Here is a 20,193-nt window from a genome sequence, read left to right on the forward strand (position 1 = left end):
ATCTTCAACTTGCGCGGAGAATACAGCGCGGCTTGGAACCGTGAAACGTCGCTCGCGAACGACGAGGGACGAGAGACGAACGACGGGAACGAAGATGACTGCCTTTTTAGTGGACTACTATGCAGATAACAGTTGACGGACTTCCGCAGGCGCCAATCGTCTGAACTTGCGGCCGGAGCGGGACCGTTCGAGCACGGCCACTTCCAGCCCTTCCGGGGTGAGCTTCTGATTGGGCGTCTGATCCAGAGCGGATACACAGAACCCCAATGCCGCCTTAAGCGACGGCAGCTGGCCGGTCGCTTTCTCTTTGAGCGCGGCGAGCACCGCCTCGGACTTGCCGCCGATGACCGCGACCGATTTCTCGTCAATGATGCTGCCGTCAAAGGAAATCCGGTAGATTTCGTTCGACTGCCCGTTGGTGCCCACTTGCACCACGAGAATCTCCACTTCGAGCGGCTTCATCTCCTGGCTGAAGATGGTGCCCAGGCTTTGGGAATAGCCGTTGGCCAGCGACCGGGCGGTGACATCTTCCCGGCTGTACATGAAGCCCTTGAGATCGGCATGGCGAATGCCGGCTTTGCGGAGGTTCTCAAACTCGCTGTACTTCCCGGCCCCGGCAAAGGCGATGTTGTCGTACACTTCGGAAATCTTGTGGAGCGAGGCACTGGGATTGTCCGCCGTAAAGAGCACCCCGTCGGCATATTCCATGGCGATGCTGGAGCGACCTTTGGCGATGCCCTTCTTGGCATACTCCGCCTTGTCCTGCATCATCTGCTCGGGAGACACGTAATACGGCATCGGCATGACTAGGTCTCCTTCGAGCGGCGCGTCGCGATCAATCCGTCGAACACGGCGCGAATCCGGTCATCCGGCACATCGGCGATGCCCTGCGCGGTGACGTACTTGGCGGTGGGATAGATGCCTCGCACCAGATCGGGTCCGCCCGTCCCCACATCGTCATCGGCGGCATTATAGAGCGACATCAGCGCCAGCTTCAGAGCCTCGGCCTCCGGAAGCTGGCGTTGGAAATGCTCACGCATCGTATTGCGCGCATCTTTCCCTCCCGAGCCGATGGCATGGTAGTCGGACTCCTCGTACCGCCCGCCTGTGATGTCGTACTTGAAAATGCGTCCCTCGGCACGCTTCAGGTCATAGCCCACGTATAAGGGCATGACCACAAGCCCCTGGAACACCATCGGGAGATTCGCCTTCACCATCTGGCCGAGCTTGTTGGCCTTGCCTTCGCACGAGAGGGGCATCCCTTCCAGCTTTTCGTAATGTTCCAGTTCCGTTTGAAAGAGCTTGGCCATCTCAATACAGGGCCCGGCCGCCCCGGCAATAGCCATGGCTGAATAGTCGTCGATCTTAAACACCTTCTCGATCCGGCGATCGGCGATTTGAAATCCCTCGGTCGCCCGTCGGTCGCCCGCAATCACCACCCCCTGCTGGTACTTGATGGCCAGCACGGTCGTCGCGTGGGGAACCGAGAGGGGGCTCCCGGTGCGCGAGGGGTCTTGCAGGTTCGCCAACGCCCCCGCTCCCGTCCGCCCCAGCGTCAACCCCGGATAGTGCTGTGAGAGAAAGTCGAAGAAACTCGGCTCATCGTGATTCGGCAGATAGGGAAGTTTCATAATCGGTGTGCCGGCGCTTCGGATAATTAGGCTTTGAGTTTTTCCAGTAATGCGGCGGCGCTGTCTGCGCTCTCCAGCAGATGCCCCGTCAGGGCGGCGGTTCCCCGGTTCGGGTCCATGAGCGGAATCCTCGTCAGCGTCGCATTCCCGAAATCGAAGAGCACCGAGGTCCAGCTCGCGCCATACAGCGACTTGGCAAACTTGCTCGCACAGCGACCACGGAAATAGGCCCGCGTGCCAGGCGGGGGCATATGCTCGGCGCGAACGATCTCTTCCTCGCTCACGATCCGCTCGATCAAATTTCCCCGCTCCAACGTATAGAACAGGCCCTTCTCCGGACGAACGTCATGATATTGGAGATCCATGAGCTTGGCGCGCGGATCGGTCCAGCCACAGCCCTTTCGTTCCATGTACGATTCGATCATGTGGCGCTTGGCAACCCAATCCAGCTCCCTCACGAGAAGCCGCGGATCCTTCTCCAAACGATCCAGCACCGATTCCCAGCGACGCAAGACATCCTGCTGCACCTCATCGATCCGGTGCGTGGCGTAAAACTTCTTCGCCGCATCGAGATAGGCCCGCTGGATCGCCAAGGCCGTCGTCGGCCGCCCTCCGGAAAGCTTTAGCGTCTGCTTCATGTCCAGATCGCGGGAGACCTGTTTGATCGCCCGAACCGGCTCATCTAATTCAATCTGCGGGAGCTCGGCTCCGGCCTCCAGCAACTCCAGCACCGTGCTCAAGGTCCCGACCTTCAGATAGGTCGAGATCTCCGCCATGTTGGCATCACCCACGATGACGTGCAGGCGCCGATACTTGCCGTATTCCGCGTGCGGCTCATCCCTGGTATTGATGATGGGCCGCTTGACCATCGTATTGAGGTCGAGGAGGCATTCGAAAAAATCGGCCCGCTGCGAAATCTGGTACTCGGCAGGGCTTGTCTGGTTCTCCGCGCCGACCTTCCCGGCGCCCGCAATAATCGGCCTGGTCACGAAGAAGGGCGCCAGCGCGCGGGCGATCTGGTCGAACGACACCGACCGCGACACCAGATAATTCTCATGATAGCCGTAACTGTTACCCTTGCCGTCGGAGTTGTTCTTGTAGAGGACGTATTGTTCGCGCCCGCGCACCCGCGTCAGTTCCTGAAGGCTCTGGGCAAGGATGCGCTCCCCGATCCGTTCGAACGCGACGACTTCTCTGGGGCTGGAACATTCGGGGATGGAATACTCCGGGTGCGCCCCATCGACATAAAGTCGCCCGCCGTTCGCCAACACCTTGTTCAGCTGGCGGTTGTAGTCCGGATTCGGCCGCTCCCGCTCCCCCTCCACCTCGAACCCGCGGGCATCCAGCAGCGGATTTTCATTTTCATAGTCCCAAATGGCATCGGGAGCCGGCAGGCCGGTGTAATGGCCGATCACGGCGATGGATCCAGCGACAGGGTCGGCGACGGCCGCTTCCTTCGGGGCGATCCCAAACTCCGTTTCTGTGCCGATGATGCGGGGGAGGCTGGTCGATGGCTGGTCTTGCATAGATTGATGGGCTGCTAGAGATAGTGGCCCGTGGTAACCGTTTCGATCTGCCGTGATTCCGCCGGGCCTCCGCTGATGGTCCGGATATGCACGATCTTCTCACCCTTCTTGCCGGCCACCTTCGCCCAGTCGTCGGGATTCGTCGTATTCGGGAGATCCTCGTGCTCCTTGAATTCCTCGCGGATCGCGCGGATAAGATCCTCAGACCGCAGACCGACTCCTTCATTGGCAATCGCCCGCTTCACCGCATACTTCTTCGCGCGGGAGACGATGCCCTCGATCAGCGCGCCGCTGGCGAAATCCTTGAAGTAGAGAATTTCCTTTTCTCCGTTGGCATAGGTGACTTCGATGAACTTGTTCTCTTCGGTCGAAGCATACATGGCATCGACCGTCAGTGATGTAAACTTCTCCACCAGAGCCTTCCGGTCCCCGCCATGCTGCGCCAACTCCTCCGGCGCGAAAGGCAACTCGACGGAGAGGTACTTCGAGAAAATATCCCTGGCGGCGGCCGCATCCGGACGGCCGACTTTGACTTTGACGTCGAGACGCCCCGCCCGCAGGACGGCTGGATCGATGAGATCCTGCCTATTGCTTGCGCCGATCACGATCACGTTCCGCAGACTCTCTACTCCGTCGATCTCGGAGAGAAACTGCGGCACGATGGTCGATTCGATGTCGGAGGAAATGCCGGTTCCGCGCGTCCTGAACAGCGCATCCATTTCGTCGAAGAACACGATGACCGGGTTACCGTCCGCCGCCCGCTCCTTCGCCTTCTTGAAGACTTCACGCACCTGCCGTTCTGACTCACCGACATACTTGTTGAGCAACTCCGGCCCCTTCACGTGCAGGAAGTAGCTCCGGATCTGCTTGCCGGTGAGATGGCCCAGCTTCTTGGCGATCGAATTCGCCACGGCCTTTGCGATCAAGGTCTTTCCGCAGCCGGGCGGGCCATAGAGCAACACGCCTTTGGGAGCGCTCAGCTTGAATTCCGCAAACAACTCCGCGTGGAGAAACGGCAGCTCCACGGCATCTCGCACATGCTCAAGCTCTTTTTGCAGCCCGCCGATGTGCTCGTAGTCCACATCCGGCACTTCTTCGAGGACCAATTCCTCTGCCTCAGACTTGGGCAGCTTTTCGATCACATAGCCGGAACGCGGATCGTAGAGCAGATGGTCGCCGACGCTGAGCCGCTCGACCAGGAGGGGATCGGCCAGTTCCGCGACTTTTTCTTCATCGAAATGCAAGGTGACGAGCGCGCGGTTCCCCTCCAGCATATCCTTCAGCCGGACCACCTCGCCCTGTACCTCGAAGCCCTTCACCTCGATCACATTGAGCGCTTCGTTGAGGACGACTTCCTGTCCCCGGCGCAGTTCTTTGCTCTTGATGGCCGGGTGCAGGCTCACCTTCATTTTGCGACCGGAGACGAACACATTCCCCGTTCCGTCCTCGTTCATCGAGGAGAAGATGGCGTAGGTCGACGGCGGCGCCGTCAACTTTTCCACTTCCGCGCGCAACGCTTCGATTTGCTCCTTCGCTTCCTGCAAAGTCGCAACGAGCTTGTCGTTCTGTTTTGTGGCTTGATCGAGCTGGTAGCGGGATTGGTACAGCCGACGGAGCTCTTCCTCCATCGACTGAATCTGAACGCGAAGCTTGTCGACTTCGCGGGCATGGTCGTCGTTCTTGTGAATCACGTCCGCATTCCCCTCTGACAGCCGCTTCGTGATCTTCTTCACGGAATCTCGGAGGGACCGGAGCCGGCTCGAATTGCTCTTCTTCTCTGCCATTGGTTGACTCGCTGCAACGCTGAAACCCGCGAGCAATCGCACCTTCAAGCCAGTGATCGGATTCTAACACCCGACCTAGGGGTGGTCAACTAGACCACCGCAACCCGCGCGGGCGATCACAAAGGCGATTGCAGCGCGACACACATCTCTTCCGTCGCCATCCCGATATCCCGTCGGCCAAGAATGCCGCCGATCATGGCCACCCCGTACGCGCCTGCTCGCCGCACCTCACTGATCCGTTCGCGGGTGATCCCGCCGATGGCGAACACCGGAATCGAGGAGCCGCAACAGGCTTCCGCGAACCGCTCCAATCCCAACGGCTCTCCATACGCCCGCTTCGACGGCGTATCGAAAACCGGCCCGACGATCACATAGTCGGCGCCGTCATCATTCGCACGCCGCACCTCATCAGGGGAATGGGTCGAGACACCCACAAAACAGCGTTCACCCAAGATGCGTCGCGCTACTGACACAGGCAGACTATTGGCCCGCAAGTGAACCCCGTCAAGATCCAAGGCCAGCACGAGATCGACACGGTCGTTGATGAGGAGCGGCACTCCTTGCAGCTTCGTGATGTCGTGAATCCTTCTGGCCAACTCCAGCAGATCGCGGGTCGGCAGATCGCGTTCACGCAGCTGAACGGCCGGCAAGCCAGCCTGAACGGCTTGCTGCACAGCCACAGGAAGCGATTGGTCGGAAACCTGGCTCCTATCGGTGACGAGAATCAGTCGAAAATCAATAGGAGGCATAAGATTGTGATCGGTGATGGGTGATCAGTGAGGAGACTCCTTCCACTCTCCACTCTCCACTCTCCACACTCCTCACCCGTCACAGTATCTTAGAGCATCCCTTCGATCGGGCTGCTGGCGGTTGCATAGAGCTTTCGCGGAATCCGGCCGGCCTTGTAGGCCAACCGTCCGGCATACACCGCGTACTTCATGGCCTCGGCCATCGCAATAGGGTCTTGCGCTCCCGCAATCGCCGTATTCATTAAGACCGCATCGGCGCCATATTCCATCGCCAGCGCGGCATCCGACGCCGTGCCGACGCCGGCATCGACGATAATCGGCACCTTCACCGTTTCCATGATGATCTTGAGGTTGTAGGGATTGCGGATGCCCAGTCCGGAGCCAATGGGCGCCGCCAAGGGCATAACAGCGGGGCAGCCGATATCGACGAGTTTCTTGGCGACGATCGGATCATCGTTCGTATAGGGCAAGACGATGAATCCTTCCTTGATCAGAATCCTGGCCGCCTCGATCAACCCGGCCGTGTCAGGGAACAGTGTCTTTTCGTCACCAAGAACCTCCAGCTTGACCAGATCCGACACCCCGGCGGCCCGGGCCAGACGCGCATAGCGCACGGCGTCTTCCACCGTATAGCAGCCGGCCGTATTCGGAAGAATCGTGTACTTCTTGGGATCGATGTAGTCGAGAAGATTCTCTTTGGACCGGTCCGTGATGTTCACCCGCCGCACCGCGACGGTGACCACGTCCGCCCCGGAGGCTTCAATGGCCTTTTTCGTCTCCGCGAAATCTTTGTATTTCCCCGTGCCGACCCAGAGACGCGAGCGGAACTCGTGGCCGGCAATCGTCAATATATCGTTCATCCCCATTGATGCACTCCTCTTCGATCAGCGCCCGCCGCCGATGAAACTCAGAATCTCCACCCGATCGCCATCCTTCAAGCTGCGATGGCCGAAGTCCTTCCGGTCGAGAATTTCGAGATTCAATTCCACCGCGACGCGCTCATTCTTAATGGCGAGTTCGTTCAGCAAATCCGCGACCGTGCCGCCGATCCGCCACCCGCGCGCTTCGCCATTCACATGAATCTGTATCCCGTTTGACATCGTCCGTCATCCTATGAAACCGGAATTCGCCTTGTCAACAAAGCCCCCTTGTCTCCAGAGGGTCTCGCGTCGCACAATATCGCGTCACTCAGGACCGGAGTCATCGCTGTTGCACACCCGTAACCAACAATTGGCCCACCTCTTCCAGTCGATGGCCACACTCCTGGCCACGCAACGGGCCAATCCCTATCGCGTGCGCGCCTATCGCCAGGCCGCGGAGTCTATCCTGGCACTCGAAGAGGATATCGGAGAGGTGGCACGGCGCAACGCAGTGGAAGATATCGAGGGGATCGGGAAGGATCTGGCAGGCAAGATCAGGGAATTCCTGGAGACGGGGAAAATCCGCGCCTACGAAGAGCTGAAAACCCCGCTTCCGCCGGGGGTGAAGAGCTGGGCCCAGCTGCCGGGATTATCCGACTCTCTGGTGAGCTATCTCTACGTCAGGCTGGGAATCCGGACTCTCGCAGACCTGGAACAGCTTGTCCAATCCCATCTCCTGCGAACCATTCCGGGCTTCACAGGATCGGAAGAGGCGCTGCTCCAGGCCATTCGACAACAGAACGACACGCCCCCGAGCTAGGACACCTTCATTTCCTTAAAGATCTTCCAGCTCTTGAGCAGTTCCACGGCTTTTTGCAGTTGCACGTCCTGCTCAAGCGAGGGATCGCCGGCGCTATCGAGCGGGGGCGTTTGCGGCGCGGGGCCCCCCTTGGCCCCTGTGTCATCCGGGGTCTTTCCGTTGGAATGAGGGACCGTCTCTTTGTCTTTTCCGACCGGCGGCTTCACAGCCTTGGGGTCCGGCTCTTTCTCAGCGGGCTTCCCGTCCTTCCCAGCAGAAGGCGCGGGCAGTTTCACCACGATATCCGGAGTGATCCCGGTGGACTGAATCGACCGGCCCTTCGGTGTGTAATACTTCGCCGTGGTCAGCCTGAGGCCTGACCCGTCGCCCAGCGGCAGAATAGTCTGCACTGAGCCCTTCCCGAACGACGTGGTCCCGACAATGACGGCACGCCCATAATCCTGCAGCGCACCGGCCACAATTTCCGACGCGCTGGCCGACCCTTCATTCACCATGACGATGACCGGCAACTCCTCCAGCGTATCCTTGGACTTCGCAAACCATTCGTCCTTCTTCCCTTCCCGGCTCTTGGTAAACACCACCAGCTTGCCGTTCGGGAGGAACTGCTCCGACACGTCAACCGCCGCCGTCAGCAACCCGCCGGGATTGTTCCGTAAATCGAGAATCGCCCCCTGAACCTTCTGATCGCGGAATTGCTTGATCGCTTTGGCAAGGTCGCGACCCGTGGCTTCCTGGAATTGCGTGAGGCGCACGTAGCCAAGGTTCTCAATCACCTTCGACTTCACACTCTCAATCTTGATCGTATCGCGGACCAGTGTAAACACGAGCGGATCGGGAATGCCCTCGCGCTGAATCGTGAGGTTCACCTTGGTCCCCTTGGGGCCGCGCATCTTCGCCACGGCATCCATGAGCGTCAGATCCTTGGTCGTCTCGTCATTCACTTTCACGATGAAGTCGCCGGCCTTGATGCCCGCCCGCTGAGCCGGCGTGCCTTCGATCGGCGCAATGACCGCCAACCGGCTATCCTTCACCCCGATCTGAATGCCCACGCCGCCGAACTCTCCCTTGGTCTCGACCTGCATTTCCTTGTACATCTCGGGCGTCATATAGGCGGAGTGCGGATCGAGCGTGGACAGCATGCCTCGGATCGCGCCTTGCACCAGATCCTTGGTTTTGGTTTCATCAACGTAGTGCCGCTGCACTTGATTCAACACCTCCGAAAAGGTCTTGAGTTCCTCATAGGTCTCGCTCGCATGACCGGTTCGCTCCCACCCCTTGCCGATGAGCACCCCGCCCAGCAGGGCCACCAGTATCATCGGCCCGATGACCCAAGACTTTCGTCGCGGCTGCTGTTCCATAGTGCGTCTATCCTTTCCTTCCGATTCCCGAACCGGCTTTCCGGATGCTCCCACGAATGAGAACTGCCTGAGGGCGGTTATCGCTTTGCCAGCCACTGCAGCGGATCGACCGCGTCAGCCCCTTCCCGCAGTTCAAAGTATAAAGTATTTTCGCCGATCATGCCCGTATCTCCTGTTTCTCCGATCGGATGCCCCTGACCCACCTGCTCGCCTACTTTCGCCAGGATCTTCGCCGCATGGGCATAGAGCGAGAAGAACCCGTTGGCATGATCCACAATTATAACGAGTCCATAGCCTTTCAACCAGTCTGCATACACCACAGTTCCCGGCATGACCGAATGAATAAAACTACCCTCGGTCGTCCGGATCTCAATACCCTTGCGCTGCACGTAGGTGTTGAAGGTGGGATGCTTCTGCCTGCCGAAAAAAGACACCACCGGCCCATCGGCCGGCCAGGGCAAGGCCCCCTTCGCTCCCCGCGGAACATTCGGCGCGGTCGGAGGCCGCATCGCAAGCGCCCGCCGCCGAGTCTCCAACTCATTCAAGAGGCTATCGACTCTGGCAGCAGACCGCTCCAATTCTTCGGCCGCCCGGCTGAACGACTCTTTTTCTTGCGTGATCTTAGTGAGGTATACCTTCTTTTCCTTCTGGAGCCCACGGATGTCGGCGAGCTTCTTCTCGGTACTTTCTTTGTAGGCCAACATCCCCGCTCTCGCCTCAGCCCGCTGCCGCTCAGCCTGCTCCATACTGGCGACATCGGCGCGAAAGGACGAAAGCAATTCGAAGTCCTTCTGAGAGACGGCCGAGAGGTACTGCATCCGCCGCTGAACATCGCCATACGAGTCCGAGGCCAACAGTGTTTTCAGATAGCCCCCGCGGCCTTCCATATACTGGACCCTCAGCCTCGCCAGGATGGCATCGCGGCGCTCTTGAATTCCGCCCCGCATGATCCTGAGCTGCTCGGTAATGGTCTCGATCTCTCGATCCTTCTTCCGGAGCTTCTTGTTGATCTCCTGATGCTCCTGTCTGGTGCGCACCAGCCGTTCGTCGAGCGATTGAATCCCCTGGAGCACCGACTCGCGCTTCTTCTCAGCCTCGACCGCTCGCTTCCGCTTTTCTTCGATCTTGTCCTTGAGCTGCTCCAGCGTCTTCCGTTCCCGCTCGATCTTCTCCGAAATGGGATCGCTCGCCGCAGACACCGGGGGAATTCCCGATCCCCACAAAACAACCCCCCATGCAATGACCGGAAGAAGCCGCAGGATCATGTCCGCCCATCTCCGAATCGCCGAAGCGACACAAAACTGCCCGCAACCCCCAGCCCGATCCCGACCAGGACGAGTGCCAGACAGACCGATGCCGGGAAGAACGCGATCATGGCCTCGATTCCGCGCAACGGGCCCGTTGCCCTGAGCTGCTGACGAAAGAGTTCGAACCCGCCCTTGAGGATGGCGAGGGATAACGCGCTGCCGCAGGCCCCCAGGACCGCTCCCTCCAACAAATAGGGAATCCGGATAAACGACTGGGTCGCCCCGATCAGCCGCAAGATTTCAATCTCCTCCCGGCGTGAAAACAACGTCAGCCGGATGGTGTTGCCGATGATCGTCACGGCCGCCGCCGACAGAATGACGCCAACCCCGATCGCGATCAGCTCGATGTAGTGGATCAATCCGGCCAGCGCGTCGATCCATTCCTGATTATAGTCGATCTTCGCCACCCCCGGCATGGTTCGGACTCGCTCCGTCCAGCGCTGAACCGCATCAGGAGAGCGATACTGCGAGGCCAGCGTCACAACAAACGACGCCGGAAGCGGGTTTTCACCAAGTCCTTCGAGCAGATGGGAGTCGGCGGGGAACTGCGCCCGAAATTCCCTCAGTGCCTGCTCCTTTGAAATGTAGAGAGAACCCGCCACCATCCGATCGGCCTTGAGACGGCCTTCGAGTTCAACGACCGCCTCGCGCGTCAAGCGATCATCGAGATACACCATGATTTTAATATCGTCTTGCAGCCACCCGGCGGCACTCCGAAGATTGACGTACAAGAGGAGAAATATTCCCACACAGGCCAGCGTAAAGGCGGTCGTCAGGATCGCCACTACCGTCGTCGTCCGGTTCATCCGCATATTCGCCCAGGCTTCGCAGAACAGATACAACAATGGCCTCATACCCCCACCCGCAGTTCGGGTGCCGGCACCATCACCCCCTGTTGAAGCGTGATCACGCGCCGATTCACCAGCCCCATAACATGAGGATCGTGCGTCGACACAATGACCGTCGTTCCCCGCGCATTGATCAATTTAAAGAGCTCGACGATTTCGCCCGTCAATTCCGGATCAAGATTCCCGGTCGGCTCGTCCGCCAAGAGCACGACAGGACCGTTGACGATCGCCCGGGCAATGCACACTCGCTGCTGTTCACCGGCAGACAGGCTGGTGGGCCACTGGTCCTTCTTGTGTTCAACGCCGACGGCCCGCAACGCCTCCGCCACCTTTCGCCGGATATCAACGGACGGCAGACCCTGGACAATCAGCGGCAAGGCAACATTGTCAAAGACGGATTTCTTCGGCAGCAGGCGAAAGTCCTGAAACACCGATCCGACTTTTCTCCGCAGGTAGGGCACTTCCGACCGTTTGAGCTTGGTGACATTCTTCCCCTGGACAAAGATCTGGCCGTCATCCGGATGCTCGGCCCCGATCAGCATCCGCAGCAACGTGGACTTTCCGGCTCCGCTCGGCCCCATGAGCAGAACACATTCGCCCTTCTCCACTTCAAAGGTGATATCCGAAAGCGCCGGCCGGCGATCGTAGGACTTCGACACATGGATGAGCTGAATCATGGCATCCATATCACATCAACCGGCCTGCTACCACACGGCTCCATCGGACACATCGAACGCATTCTCGACATGCTCGATCACGGAGGAGGAATCGCCGTTCCCCTGAACCAGGACCACATCAAATCGGCACGCCCGCTCCGTCAAATGACGCCGGGCCAGATACTGCGAGGCGAGGCGGATCAGCTTGGCTTGTTTGCGGCGATCCACGGCCAGCAACGCGCCCCCGAAGGCCTCTGTCGTTCGCGCCTTCACCTCGACGAAGACGAGCACGCCCGCATCGTCTGCAACCAGATCCAACTCCCCCAACGACGTGCGCAAGTTCCGTTCGAGAATCCGATACCCTTTCTGGCGCAGAAACTGTTCGGCCCGCGCTTCGCTGGCCTGGCCGAATTGATGGCGGGGATCGATCGTCGTCATCACCACTCCCATTATTGAAGAGCCTTGATGACGGGCTCGTTATCAAGAACCGCGCTCATCCTGCTTATGGCATCAACAACGGGAGCAAAGGTCCGGCGGTGGATCGGGCAGGGGCCATACCGAGCCAGACGATCCAGATGCTCTTCCGTTCCGTAGCCCTTGTGCGAGAGAAAATTATAGAGCGGATAGGCTTGGTGGTATTCCGTCATCAGCCGATCCCGCGTCACTTTAGCGACAATAGAGGCCGCCGAGATCGAAAGAGACAATGCGTCTCCCTTTATAATGGGGCGGACCGGCAGATCCAGATGTGGAAGCGTCACTGCATCGATGAGTACATAGTCGGGAGCGGGATGGAGATCCGCGACGGCGCGACGCATCGCCAGCCTGGTCGCCTCCAGAATATTCATCCGGTCGACTTCTTGAGACGTGGCAGAGCCCACCCCTACTCCAACAGCCCGCTCCAGGATGATGGAATAGAGAAGGTCGCGCTCGCTGGCAGAGAGCTGTTTGGAATCATCGACTCCGGCAAGACGGCAGCGAACCGGCAGAACCACGGCCGCTGCAACGACCGGACCGGCCAAGGGGCCCCGTCCGGCTTCATCCACACCGGCGATGCGGCGAAAGCCGCATCGCCTGGCTTCTTGCTCAAACTCCTCGGTGGGTCCCACCCGGCATGCCCTCCGATTAGTGCTACCGGCTCAGAGGTCTTGCGTGTGCCCGCGCCGTCAGGCCGCAGAGAGACTTAGGCCTCGACCGCTTCAGTCTTTGCCGCCGCAGCCTTCCCCGCGCCGACAAACTCACGCTCTTCGAGCTTGGCGAACTTGCCCTTCTTGGAACGAAGATAATAGAGCTTGGCACGGCGGACACGCCCTTGCCTGACCACATCGACCTTCGTCACGATCGGAGAGTGCACTGGGAACATACGCTCGACGCCGACACCGTACGACACCTTGCGTACAGTGAACATTTCCGTATTTAACGTCCCTTTGCGGGCAATGACCGCCCCTTCGTAGACCTGAATCCGTTCCTTTTCGCCTTCCACAACTTTCACGTGAACGCGAACGGTATCCCCGATTTCAAACTTGGGCATCACCTTCTTCGTAAGCGACTGCTGAATGCGTTCCAACCGATTCATGCTTCTACCCCTCCTCCCCACATCGAACGGGCGTCGACGAAACACCCTCGCTAATAATCTCGTTCAATAACCGTTGATCCTCACTGCTCAGGCTTCGATCCCGAATGAGATCCGGACGCCAGACATACGTCCGGCGTAACGCCTGTTTCCGTCGCCAAAGGCGAATCGCTTCATGGTGGCCGGACAGCAGCACCTCAGGGACGGTCATCCCTCGGACCTCTGCCGGTCTGGTGTAATGCGGATATTCAAGCAGCGAGTCGGAAAAGGATTCCTCCACCACCGACTCGGGATCTCCCAGCACACCAGGCACCAATCGCGTTGCGGCATCGATCAAGATCAATGCCGGCAACTCACCGCCCGTCAATACATAATCGCCCACTGAGACTTCTTCCGGCTGCAGCGCTTCGCGCACGCGCTCGTCCACGCCCTCATAATGCCCGCAAAGAATGACGATCCGGCGCCGCTCTGCCGCCAGCGTGCGGGCCTGATCCTGAGTAAAGGGACGGCCTTGCGGCGATGGAAACAACAGCCGGATCTCGTCGCCATCCGTCCGGGCTTGCCCGCGAAGCGCATCGACGGCCCGCAGAATCGGCTCTGCCTTCATGACCATGCCCGCGCCACCACCATAAGGCACGTCGTCGGCCACTTTGTGCCGATCCAGCGTATAGTCGCGAAGATTATGCACCTGGACGGTCAGCAATCCCTTCTCCTGCGCCCGCTTGAGCATGCTGTGCCCCACCGCTTGCACAATCATCTCGGGGAACAGTGTCAGCACATCGACACGAAGCATCTCAGGCTCCCAATCCTTCGACCATCCGCACCGTCATCACACCCTGCTCAAGATCGACCCCTGCGATGAGATCCTTGGCAGCAGGTATGAGTGTTTCCTTCGTCCCTTCGTGCACGACAAAGACATGATTGCCCGGCAACTCCCAGATATCGTCGAGCCGGCCAATCCCATGACCCTGCTCATCCTGCACGCGGAGCCCGATCAGGTCGCACTCATAATACTGCCCGTCAGGCAGCATCGGAGCCGTGCCGCGGGGGATTTGGATCAATCCCCCTCGCCACATCGCGGCATCCTCGGGCGTTGTCAGTCCGTCCAGTCCGACGATGAACCCCGTTCCCGTGCGACGCACATGGGTCACGCGGGTTTCCCAGACCTTTCCGCTGGTGGCCAGCAGGCTCACCTGGTCCAGCGTCTCAATCCGGCGGGGAACATCACTGAGCGAACGAACCTTGACCTCACCCTTCACACCGAAAGGCCGTTCAATCCGCCCAACTGTCACCGTCTCGGCCTGCCCGACCATAGGACGTCCTAGGCCTTCTTCTTGGCTGCCTTCTCGGCCTCAAACTGTTTCCAGACCCCGGCACGTCGCAACAGTGTGCGCACCGTGACGGACGGCTGGGCACCCTGATGCAGCCATGTGAGCACCCGCTCCTGCTTCAACTCCGGAAGGCCTTGCTCCTTGAGCGGATCAAAGATCCCGAGGATTTCCAGAAACCGGCCATCACGGGCTTTGCGGGAATCCGCCGCCACCAGCCGATACATCGGCCGCTTATGTCTACCTGTCCGAGCGAGTCTAAGATGAACTGCCACGACTGCCTCCTTGTGAGAAAATCCGTTAACCGCGTTGACTTTATTCGATCGCTACATGGAACGCATCAGTTGGGCCAACTGCCGGCGCCCACCTGTGCCTGTCATGGCTTTCGCCAGTTTTTTGGCTGACAAGAACTGCTTGATCAAACGATTCACATCCTGCACGCTCGCCCCGCTGCCTCGTGCAATCCGTTTCTTCCGGCTGCCGTTGATGATCGTATGATCACGCCGCTCGCGCGTCGTCATCGAATCGATCATCGCCGCCACCCGCTTCATTTCACGCTCAGGCTTTTCATTCTCGAGCGCGCTCTTTAACTTTTGTCCGCCGGGCAACATGCCCAGGATCTGCTCCAGCGAACCCAACTTGTTCATCTGGCCCAGTTGCTTGCGAAAGTCTTCCAGCGTAAAGGTATTGCTGGTCAGCCGCTGCTGTGCCTCCTCGGCCTGCTCCTGAGAAAACGTTGCCTGCGCCTTTTCGATCAATGACAGGACATCGCCCATCCCGAGGATTCGCGACGCCATCCGGTCCGGATGGAACACCTCCAAGGCATCCAGTTTTTCGCCCACCCCCAAAAACTTGATCGGCTTGCCGGTCACCGCACGGATGGACAGGACCGCGCCCCCGCGCGCATCGCCTTCCACCTTCGTCAGAATGACCCCGGTCAGGCCCACCTTCTGATCAAACTGGCTGGCCATCGTGACCGCATCCTGGCCTGTCATGGCGTCGGCAACGAGCAGCACTTCCTGAGGCATCACCGCCGTCTTGACCGCGACGAGTTCCCCCATCAATTCATCGTCGATGTGGAGCCGGCCGCCCGTATCGAGCACGACGAGATCAAAACCTTGCTCCCGCCCTCGCTCCACGCCCGCCTGACAGATTCGCACCACATCGGCCTGCGTGGCCTGCGCATTGTCGATCCGATGGACGTCGACCCCGAGATCCCGGCCGAGACTGCTCAACTGATCGCCCGCCGCCGGCCTTCGCGGATCGGCTGCAACTAACAGGACCCGCTTCCCTTGGCCTTTGAAGAGCCTCGCCAGCTTTCCGCACGTGGTCGTCTTCCCGGCACCTTGCAGCCCGACCATCATCACAACGGTCGGTGGTGTCGAGTGGAGTGCAAGGCCGGCGCACTCGCGGCCCATCATTTCACATAATTCGTCCCACACGACCTTGACGACCTGATGCCCGGGCGTCAGGCTTTGGAGCACTTCCTGCCCGACCGCTTTTTGACGGACGCGCTCGGTAAAATCCTTGACGATCTTGAAGTTCACGTCCGCTTCGAGCAGAGCCAGCCGGACTTCCTTCAAAGCCTCGGTAATGTTCTGCTCCGTGAGCACACCCTGCCCGCGAAGTTTCTTCAGAATCTTCTCGAATTTATCGCTCAGCGCGTCCAGCATAACATCACAAATAAAAAGGCAACCGAAGTTCCATCCCAGATCTCCGATCGCCTCGAAAAATCTAGCAAAAGAGCATCGGGCAGTGTATAGAAATGGGCCATGGGCTGTCAAGCGACAGCGAAGCTATGGGATTTATTGACAGACCAGGAACCTTTCGATATGGTGGCCGGAATATCCTGATAACCTGACGTACCTAGGAGCTGCGGAGAACGCGTGAGAAAATCCCCTTGGGTCCTTCTGATCTTCGTGCTCATTGGTGGCTTGATGGGCGGAATTCTTGGGGAAATTCTCCACGTGATGGCCCCGCAAGGGAATATTCAGAGCATTTTCTCCACTCATTTCACCCCTGGGATCAGCCCTCCCCTGACCATTGACCTTGTGCTCCTGAAGCTCACGCTTGGCTTTACCATCAAGGTCAATTTATTGAGCATCCTCGGCATGTTCATCGGCGTCTACCTCTACAAGAACGTCTAGCAGGATGCCAGAAACGTCCGACGGCTTGCCTGGAAGGTTCAGGCGAAACCTGAGACGAATTAACTCGTTCGCTCTACCTTGACCTGGGGCTCAACCTGCCTGACTCGGCAACTCCAAGTCCTTCAGCCTCAACGCCCTGATTCGATTCCGCAACTCCGCCGCGCGCTCGAAGGCCAGCTCTTTGGCCGCCACCTTCATCTCCTTCTCCAATCGCTGGATCAACTCATCGGACGGCTCTTCCTTGCCATAGCGCTCGGTTGATTCCGCGGCCAGATCCAGCTGGACATAATCCAGTTCAGCCACGGCATATTCCAAGGCAGGAATGTCTTTCTTGATGCTTTCCGGAGTAATGCCATGCGCCTGATTGTATTCGGCCTGAATACGACGCCTCCGATCGGTCTCCTCCATCGCGACTTTCATGGATTGCGTCACGGTATCACCGTAAAAAATGACCCGCCCTTCGACGTTTCGAGCCGCACGCCCGGCCGTCTGAATCAACGACCGGTAGGACCTCAGGTAGCCTTCCTTGTCGGCATCCAGAATGGCCACCAGGCTCACTTCCGGCAAATCCAGGCCCTCGCGCAAGAGATTGATCCCGACCAACACATCGAACACCGCTCTGCGCAGATCGCGAATGATCTCCGCCCGCTCCAGCGTCTTAATATCGGAATGGAGATAGCGTACCTTCACGCCCAGGTCGTGATAATACTCCGTGAGATCCTCGGCCATCCGCTTCGTCAGAGTCGTTACCAACACCCGTCCCCCTTTGGCCACCTCCTTGCGAACCTCCCCCAATAAATGATCAACCTGCCCTTTTGCGGGCTGCATCTCGATACAGGGGTCCATCAAGCCGGTCGGTCGAATGATTTGTTCGACCACCTCGCCCGCTGCATGCTCAAGCTCATAATTTCCGGGGGTAGCCGAAACATAGACGACCTGGTTCAGAATCTTTTCAAACTCCTGAAACTTGAGCGGACGATTGTCCACGGCTGACGGCAATCGAAAGCCATAGTCCACCAACGTGCGCTTGCGTGAGTAGTCGCCTTCATACATCCCGCCGACCTGCGACACAGTCGCATGCGACTCATCGATAATCATCAAAAAGTCTTTGGGAAAATAGTCCATCAGCGTCGGAGGCGCCTCGCCGGGAGCCCGCCCGCTCAAATGGCGGGAATAGTTTTCAATCCCGTGGCAATAGCCCATCGCCCGAATCATCTCGAGGTCAAACTTCGTGCGCTGCGCGATCCGCTGAGCTTCAACCAGCTGATTGTGTTTCTTGAAATAGAGGACTCGTTCCTCCAACTCCTCCTCAATCCCTGTGATGGCTCGCTCATACCGGTCGGGGGCGATCAGGTAGTGCGTATTCGGATAGATCGGAACTTTGGGCAACCTACCCAACGACTTCCCGGTCAAGGGATCGATCTCATGAATGGCGTCAATCACATCGCCGAACAACTCGACTCTGACGGAGACCGCCTCATTGGAGGCCGGGAAAATCTCGATCACATCGCCGCGCGCGCGAAAGGTCCCGCGATGAAAATCGACGTCGTTCCGGGCATATTGAATCTCGACCAGCTTGGCCAGCATCTTCTCGCGACGAATCTCCATGCCCTCTTCCAGATAGAGCAACATGCCGTGATAAATCTCCGGCGAGCCCAGGCCGTAGATACAAGACACGGAGGACACGATTACCACGTCGTTGCGCTCAAGCAGCGACCTGGTCGCCGAGTGGCGCATTTGATCGATGGCGTCATTGATGGACGCGTCCTTGGCAATGTAGGTATCGCTCTGGGGAATGTAGGCCTCGGGCTGGTAGTAGTCGTAATAACTGATGAAATACTCGACGGCGTTGCGGGGGAAAAACTGTTTAAACTCCTGATACAGCTGCCCGGCCAGCGTCTTATTGTGGACGAGAACTAGGGTAGGCTTTTGCACCTTCTCGATCAGGTTAGCCATCGTAAAGGTCTTCCCTGATCCCGTCACCCCAAGCAGAACTTGATGTTTCTTGCCTGCATGAATACCGGCCGTCAGCTTGGCAATCGCCTCAGCCTGATGACCGCAGGGTTTGAAGGGAGCTTCAAGCGTAAAGGCTGGCACTGGTACCTCCGACCGTCATCTTACCAAAGGCACTGCGTCAACACGATCTTGCCCCACATGAAGCCGGACGCGAAAAAAAGAGGGCTGCCGGAGTGTCCGGCAGCCCTCCCGATGACGAACATGCAGCGAGCGGCTTAGCGCCGGCCGCCACCAAATCCGCCGCGACCTCCGCCGCCGCCACCAGTCCGCGGCTCTTGAGGACGGGCTTCATTCACAGTCAATGTCCGGCCGCCCAGCTGGGTGCCGTTCAACGCGGTAATCGCCGCCTGTGCCTCAGAGTCAGCCGACATTTCAACGAACCCGAACCCACGGGACTGACCCGTGAACTTGTCCGTGATAATGCGCGCCGACGTCACGGCTCCGTGCGCAGCGAACAGATCGCTCAGTTGCTGCTCGGTTGTTGAATAAGGCAATCCACCAACGTAGATCTTCGAACCCATTGGGTTCCTCCTTTGAGAAAATGGTGTTGTCTTGGACTCGAGAACGAAGTGAGGAAGGAATGGGGCGAAGACGTCAACACAGCGGCGCTTAGCTCTGGCTTCCGATCAGATTCCCGGGCAGGACCAAAACAACATCGGTTCAGGCCTTGTCACTCTCAATGCTCGATCACCAGGCCTCTCGCAATCAAGCAAATTGATGCTACTCCAGCCTTGCAGGAAAAGGCAAGCTTAGAATCGTTCTTTTCGCCATCCTACCTCATTCAATAAGCGGCCGGTGCGGACAGGGGGCGATGGGAGAACAAGGGTACCGCGTGGAACGTGTCGAAAAACAAGGATGTTTTTCCCTGAGTCAACAGCCCGACCTGACCCGTCCCAAGGGCCTGGTCTTCGACCGACAGCACCAGCACCCCATCGACAAACGTCTCGATGAAGTCTTTGCTGATGATGGTATTCCGCTGAACCCGAAGACTGTGCCAATCAATCGCCTTGAGCGTGACAGGAGTCTGTCCCAACACCACGATGGCTCCATCAACCATCCGGATTACTTGGGCAGACCGGCGCCCCACATCGACGAGCGCCGCATAGAAATTCCTGGCATCCTTCACACCGAACACCATCCCACCTATGCCGTCCGACCCGTCGGCAGCTCGAAACCGCACCGTCAGGTCGGGATACTCGTACTCAAGCCCCTGCGCAACCAGTAATCGGAAACAGGACGTGTCGTCACAACCCGACGTGACCGCCACTACGTTGGGAACCGACGGAGCCGTCGCATCAGACGCAACCGCCCAGGCCGCCTGAGATGCCTCTTCTAACGAAAGGGGAGAGAACCCTGCCGGGACAGCGTTCGCGGAATCCGTATCGAAGGTCCACTTCTTAAACAGCCCGCCGGTCGCTTGCTTCTTCAGATTCGATTCCTTCTCCTCATGGCTTTCCAAAGGAACGGCAGAAACCGGCTGTGCGGCGGCCAGCAACACCGCCACCGCACAGAAGCCGCACACAAGCAGCGATCTATGGATTAGAGGCATCCGAATACCTGTACGAACCATGTCCCACTCCCTCTCTGAGTTCG

Annotated in this window: 23 protein-coding genes; 2 read left to right on the forward strand and 21 right to left on the reverse strand. The window is 58.7% G+C overall.

Features of this window, described 5'->3' with window-relative positions; genetic code table 11:
- Positions 1-117: 117 nt before the first annotated feature.
- The 7 genes from prcA to thiS all read right to left on the reverse strand — a co-directional run bounded on the left by prcA (position 118) and on the right by thiS (position 6,790).
- The gene (gene prcA, locus ACO9S2_RS03265) at positions 118-804 is read right to left on the reverse strand and encodes a proteasome subunit alpha (RefSeq protein ID WP_423720441.1); all 687 of its coding nucleotides are present in this window, start codon (positions 802-804) and stop codon (positions 118-120) included.
- A 2-nt stretch (positions 805-806) separates the two neighbouring features.
- Positions 807-1,631 carry a proteasome subunit beta gene (prcB, locus tag ACO9S2_RS03270; protein WP_423720442.1) on the reverse strand — a complete coding sequence of 275 codons (825 nt, stop codon included), beginning with the start codon at positions 1,629-1,631 and terminating at the stop codon, positions 807-809.
- Positions 1,632-1,657: 26 nt separating this feature from the next.
- A complete protein-coding gene (gene dop, locus ACO9S2_RS03275) occupies positions 1,658-3,157 on the reverse strand; it encodes a depupylase/deamidase Dop (protein WP_423720443.1) in 1,500 nt (499 codons plus the stop codon).
- 14 nt (positions 3,158-3,171) lie between these two features.
- Positions 3,172-4,785, reverse strand: a complete 1,614-nt coding sequence (gene arc, locus ACO9S2_RS03280) for a proteasome ATPase (protein ID WP_423720705.1) — start codon at positions 4,783-4,785, stop codon at positions 3,172-3,174.
- Between the two features lie 272 nt (positions 4,786-5,057).
- Positions 5,058-5,690 carry a thiamine phosphate synthase gene (gene thiE / locus ACO9S2_RS03285; RefSeq protein WP_423720444.1) on the reverse strand — a complete coding sequence of 211 codons (633 nt, stop codon included), beginning with the start codon at positions 5,688-5,690 and terminating at the stop codon, positions 5,058-5,060.
- 89 nt (positions 5,691-5,779) lie between these two features.
- On the reverse strand, positions 5,780-6,550 hold the full coding sequence (locus tag ACO9S2_RS03290) for a thiazole synthase (RefSeq protein WP_423720445.1): 771 nt from the start codon (positions 6,548-6,550) through the stop codon (positions 5,780-5,782).
- A gap of 24 nt (positions 6,551-6,574) precedes the next feature.
- Positions 6,575-6,790: a sulfur carrier protein ThiS gene (gene thiS, locus ACO9S2_RS03295; RefSeq protein WP_423720446.1), complete on the reverse strand. Its 216-nt coding sequence runs from the start codon at positions 6,788-6,790 to the stop codon at positions 6,575-6,577.
- Positions 6,791-6,899: 109 nt separating this feature from the next.
- Here thiS and ACO9S2_RS03300 point away from each other — a divergent pair, with 109 nt between their 5' ends.
- Positions 6,900-7,370, forward strand: a complete 471-nt coding sequence (locus ACO9S2_RS03300; RefSeq protein WP_423720448.1) for a histidinol-phosphatase — start codon at positions 6,900-6,902, stop codon at positions 7,368-7,370.
- Here ACO9S2_RS03300 and ACO9S2_RS03305 read toward each other — a convergent pair.
- From ACO9S2_RS03305 to ffh, 11 genes are all read right to left on the reverse strand, one after another.
- Positions 7,367-8,728 (reverse strand): S41 family peptidase, encoded by a 1,362-nt coding sequence (locus tag ACO9S2_RS03305; RefSeq protein ID WP_423720449.1) that lies wholly within the window; start codon positions 8,726-8,728, stop codon positions 7,367-7,369. The two genes, ACO9S2_RS03300 and ACO9S2_RS03305, sit on opposite strands and share 4 nt — an antisense overlap.
- A 77-nt stretch (positions 8,729-8,805) precedes the next feature.
- A complete protein-coding gene (locus ACO9S2_RS03310) occupies positions 8,806-9,993 on the reverse strand; it encodes a murein hydrolase activator EnvC family protein (protein ID WP_423720450.1) in 1,188 nt (395 codons plus the stop codon).
- Entirely contained in the window at positions 9,990-10,889 is a 900-nt protein-coding gene (gene ftsX, locus ACO9S2_RS03315; protein ID WP_423720452.1) for a permease-like cell division protein FtsX, read from the reverse strand. The genes ACO9S2_RS03310 and ftsX overlap by 4 nt, the downstream gene beginning before the upstream one ends.
- Positions 10,886-11,560, reverse strand: a complete 675-nt coding sequence (gene ftsE, locus ACO9S2_RS03320) for a cell division ATP-binding protein FtsE (RefSeq protein ID WP_423720706.1) — start codon at positions 11,558-11,560, stop codon at positions 10,886-10,888. The genes ftsX and ftsE overlap by 4 nt, the downstream gene beginning before the upstream one ends.
- A 27-nt stretch (positions 11,561-11,587) precedes the next feature.
- The gene (locus ACO9S2_RS03325) at positions 11,588-11,977 is read right to left on the reverse strand and encodes a YraN family protein (RefSeq protein ID WP_423720454.1); all 390 of its coding nucleotides are present in this window, start codon (positions 11,975-11,977) and stop codon (positions 11,588-11,590) included.
- A gap of 11 nt (positions 11,978-11,988) precedes the next feature.
- On the reverse strand, positions 11,989-12,645 hold the full coding sequence (locus ACO9S2_RS03330) for a ribonuclease HII (RefSeq protein WP_423720455.1): 657 nt from the start codon (positions 12,643-12,645) through the stop codon (positions 11,989-11,991).
- A gap of 74 nt (positions 12,646-12,719) precedes the next feature.
- Positions 12,720-13,112 carry a 50S ribosomal protein L19 gene (rplS, locus tag ACO9S2_RS03335; protein WP_423720456.1) on the reverse strand — a complete coding sequence of 131 codons (393 nt, stop codon included), beginning with the start codon at positions 13,110-13,112 and terminating at the stop codon, positions 12,720-12,722.
- A gap of 4 nt (positions 13,113-13,116) precedes the next feature.
- Positions 13,117-13,902 (reverse strand): tRNA (guanosine(37)-N1)-methyltransferase TrmD, encoded by a 786-nt coding sequence (gene trmD / locus ACO9S2_RS03340; protein WP_423720458.1) that lies wholly within the window; start codon positions 13,900-13,902, stop codon positions 13,117-13,119.
- Position 13,903: 1 nt separating this feature from the next.
- Positions 13,904-14,422 (reverse strand): ribosome maturation factor RimM, encoded by a 519-nt coding sequence (gene rimM / locus ACO9S2_RS03345; protein WP_423720459.1) that lies wholly within the window; start codon positions 14,420-14,422, stop codon positions 13,904-13,906.
- Between the two features lie 8 nt (positions 14,423-14,430).
- Positions 14,431-14,712: a 30S ribosomal protein S16 gene (gene rpsP / locus ACO9S2_RS03350; protein ID WP_423720460.1), complete on the reverse strand. Its 282-nt coding sequence runs from the start codon at positions 14,710-14,712 to the stop codon at positions 14,431-14,433.
- Positions 14,713-14,763: 51 nt separating this feature from the next.
- Positions 14,764-16,110 carry a signal recognition particle protein gene (gene ffh, locus ACO9S2_RS03355; RefSeq protein WP_423720461.1) on the reverse strand — a complete coding sequence of 449 codons (1,347 nt, stop codon included), beginning with the start codon at positions 16,108-16,110 and terminating at the stop codon, positions 14,764-14,766.
- Positions 16,111-16,323: 213 nt separating this feature from the next.
- Here ffh and ACO9S2_RS03360 point away from each other — a divergent pair, with 213 nt between their 5' ends.
- On the forward strand, positions 16,324-16,584 hold the full coding sequence (locus ACO9S2_RS03360) for a DUF4321 domain-containing protein (protein ID WP_423720462.1): 261 nt from the start codon (positions 16,324-16,326) through the stop codon (positions 16,582-16,584).
- Positions 16,585-16,674: 90 nt separating this feature from the next.
- Here the strand turns inward: ACO9S2_RS03360 and uvrB are convergent, their stop codons facing one another.
- The 3 genes from uvrB to ACO9S2_RS03375 form a co-directional block, all read right to left on the reverse strand.
- Positions 16,675-18,681, reverse strand: coding sequence for an excinuclease ABC subunit UvrB (uvrB, locus tag ACO9S2_RS03365; RefSeq protein ID WP_423720464.1), 2,007 nt, complete (start codon positions 18,679-18,681; stop codon positions 16,675-16,677).
- A gap of 134 nt (positions 18,682-18,815) precedes the next feature.
- Positions 18,816-19,121, reverse strand: coding sequence for an RNA recognition motif domain-containing protein (locus tag ACO9S2_RS03370; RefSeq protein WP_423720465.1), 306 nt, complete (start codon positions 19,119-19,121; stop codon positions 18,816-18,818).
- Positions 19,122-19,381: 260 nt separating this feature from the next.
- Positions 19,382-20,170 (reverse strand): hypothetical protein, encoded by a 789-nt coding sequence (locus tag ACO9S2_RS03375; RefSeq protein ID WP_423720467.1) that lies wholly within the window; start codon positions 20,168-20,170, stop codon positions 19,382-19,384.
- Positions 20,171-20,193: the final 23 nt, after the last annotated feature.

It is taken from the genome of Nitrospira sp. NS4, assembly GCF_049546785.1.
Taxonomy (GTDB): domain Bacteria; phylum Nitrospirota; class Nitrospiria; order Nitrospirales; family Nitrospiraceae; genus Nitrospira_D.

What these genes read in the sequence shown, in the direction of transcription:
- ACO9S2_RS03325 (WP_423720454.1), bottom strand. Translation starts at nt 11,977, where the DNA reads ATGACGACGATCGATCCCCGCCATCAATTCGGCCAGGCCAGCGAAGCG.
- dop (WP_423720443.1), bottom strand. Translation starts at nt 3,157, where the DNA reads ATGCAAGACCAGCCATCGACCAGCCTCCCCCGCATCATCGGCACAGAA.
- ffh (WP_423720461.1), bottom strand. Translation starts at nt 16,110, where the DNA reads ATGCTGGACGCGCTGAGCGATAAATTCGAGAAGATTCTGAAGAAACTT.
- ftsX (WP_423720452.1), bottom strand. Translation starts at nt 10,889, where the DNA reads ATGAGGCCATTGTTGTATCTGTTCTGCGAAGCCTGGGCGAATATGCGG.
- ACO9S2_RS03310 (WP_423720450.1), bottom strand. Translation starts at nt 9,993, where the DNA reads ATGATCCTGCGGCTTCTTCCGGTCATTGCATGGGGGGTTGTTTTGTGG.
- prcB (WP_423720442.1), bottom strand. Translation starts at nt 1,631, where the DNA reads ATGAAACTTCCCTATCTGCCGAATCACGATGAGCCGAGTTTCTTCGAC.
- ACO9S2_RS03290 (WP_423720445.1), bottom strand. Translation starts at nt 6,550, where the DNA reads ATGAACGATATATTGACGATTGCCGGCCACGAGTTCCGCTCGCGTCTC.
- rimM (WP_423720459.1), bottom strand. Translation starts at nt 14,422, where the DNA reads ATGGTCGGGCAGGCCGAGACGGTGACAGTTGGGCGGATTGAACGGCCT.
- ACO9S2_RS03305 (WP_423720449.1), bottom strand. Translation starts at nt 8,728, where the DNA reads ATGGAACAGCAGCCGCGACGAAAGTCTTGGGTCATCGGGCCGATGATA.
- thiE (WP_423720444.1), bottom strand. Translation starts at nt 5,690, where the DNA reads ATGCCTCCTATTGATTTTCGACTGATTCTCGTCACCGATAGGAGCCAG.
- ACO9S2_RS03375 (WP_423720467.1), bottom strand. Translation starts at nt 20,170, where the DNA reads ATGGTTCGTACAGGTATTCGGATGCCTCTAATCCATAGATCGCTGCTT.
- arc (WP_423720705.1), bottom strand. Translation starts at nt 4,785, where the DNA reads ATGGAGGAAGAGCTCCGTCGGCTGTACCAATCCCGCTACCAGCTCGAT.
- rplS (WP_423720456.1), bottom strand. Translation starts at nt 13,112, where the DNA reads ATGAATCGGTTGGAACGCATTCAGCAGTCGCTTACGAAGAAGGTGATG.
- trmD (WP_423720458.1), bottom strand. Translation starts at nt 13,902, where the DNA reads ATGCTTCGTGTCGATGTGCTGACACTGTTCCCCGAGATGATTGTGCAA.
- prcA (WP_423720441.1), bottom strand. Translation starts at nt 804, where the DNA reads ATGCCGATGCCGTATTACGTGTCTCCCGAGCAGATGATGCAGGACAAG.
- ftsE (WP_423720706.1), bottom strand. Translation starts at nt 11,560, where the DNA reads ATGATTCAGCTCATCCATGTGTCGAAGTCCTACGATCGCCGGCCGGCG.
- ACO9S2_RS03370 (WP_423720465.1), bottom strand. Translation starts at nt 19,121, where the DNA reads ATGGGTTCGAAGATCTACGTTGGTGGATTGCCTTATTCAACAACCGAG.
- thiS (WP_423720446.1), bottom strand. Translation starts at nt 6,790, where the DNA reads ATGTCAAACGGGATACAGATTCATGTGAATGGCGAAGCGCGCGGGTGG.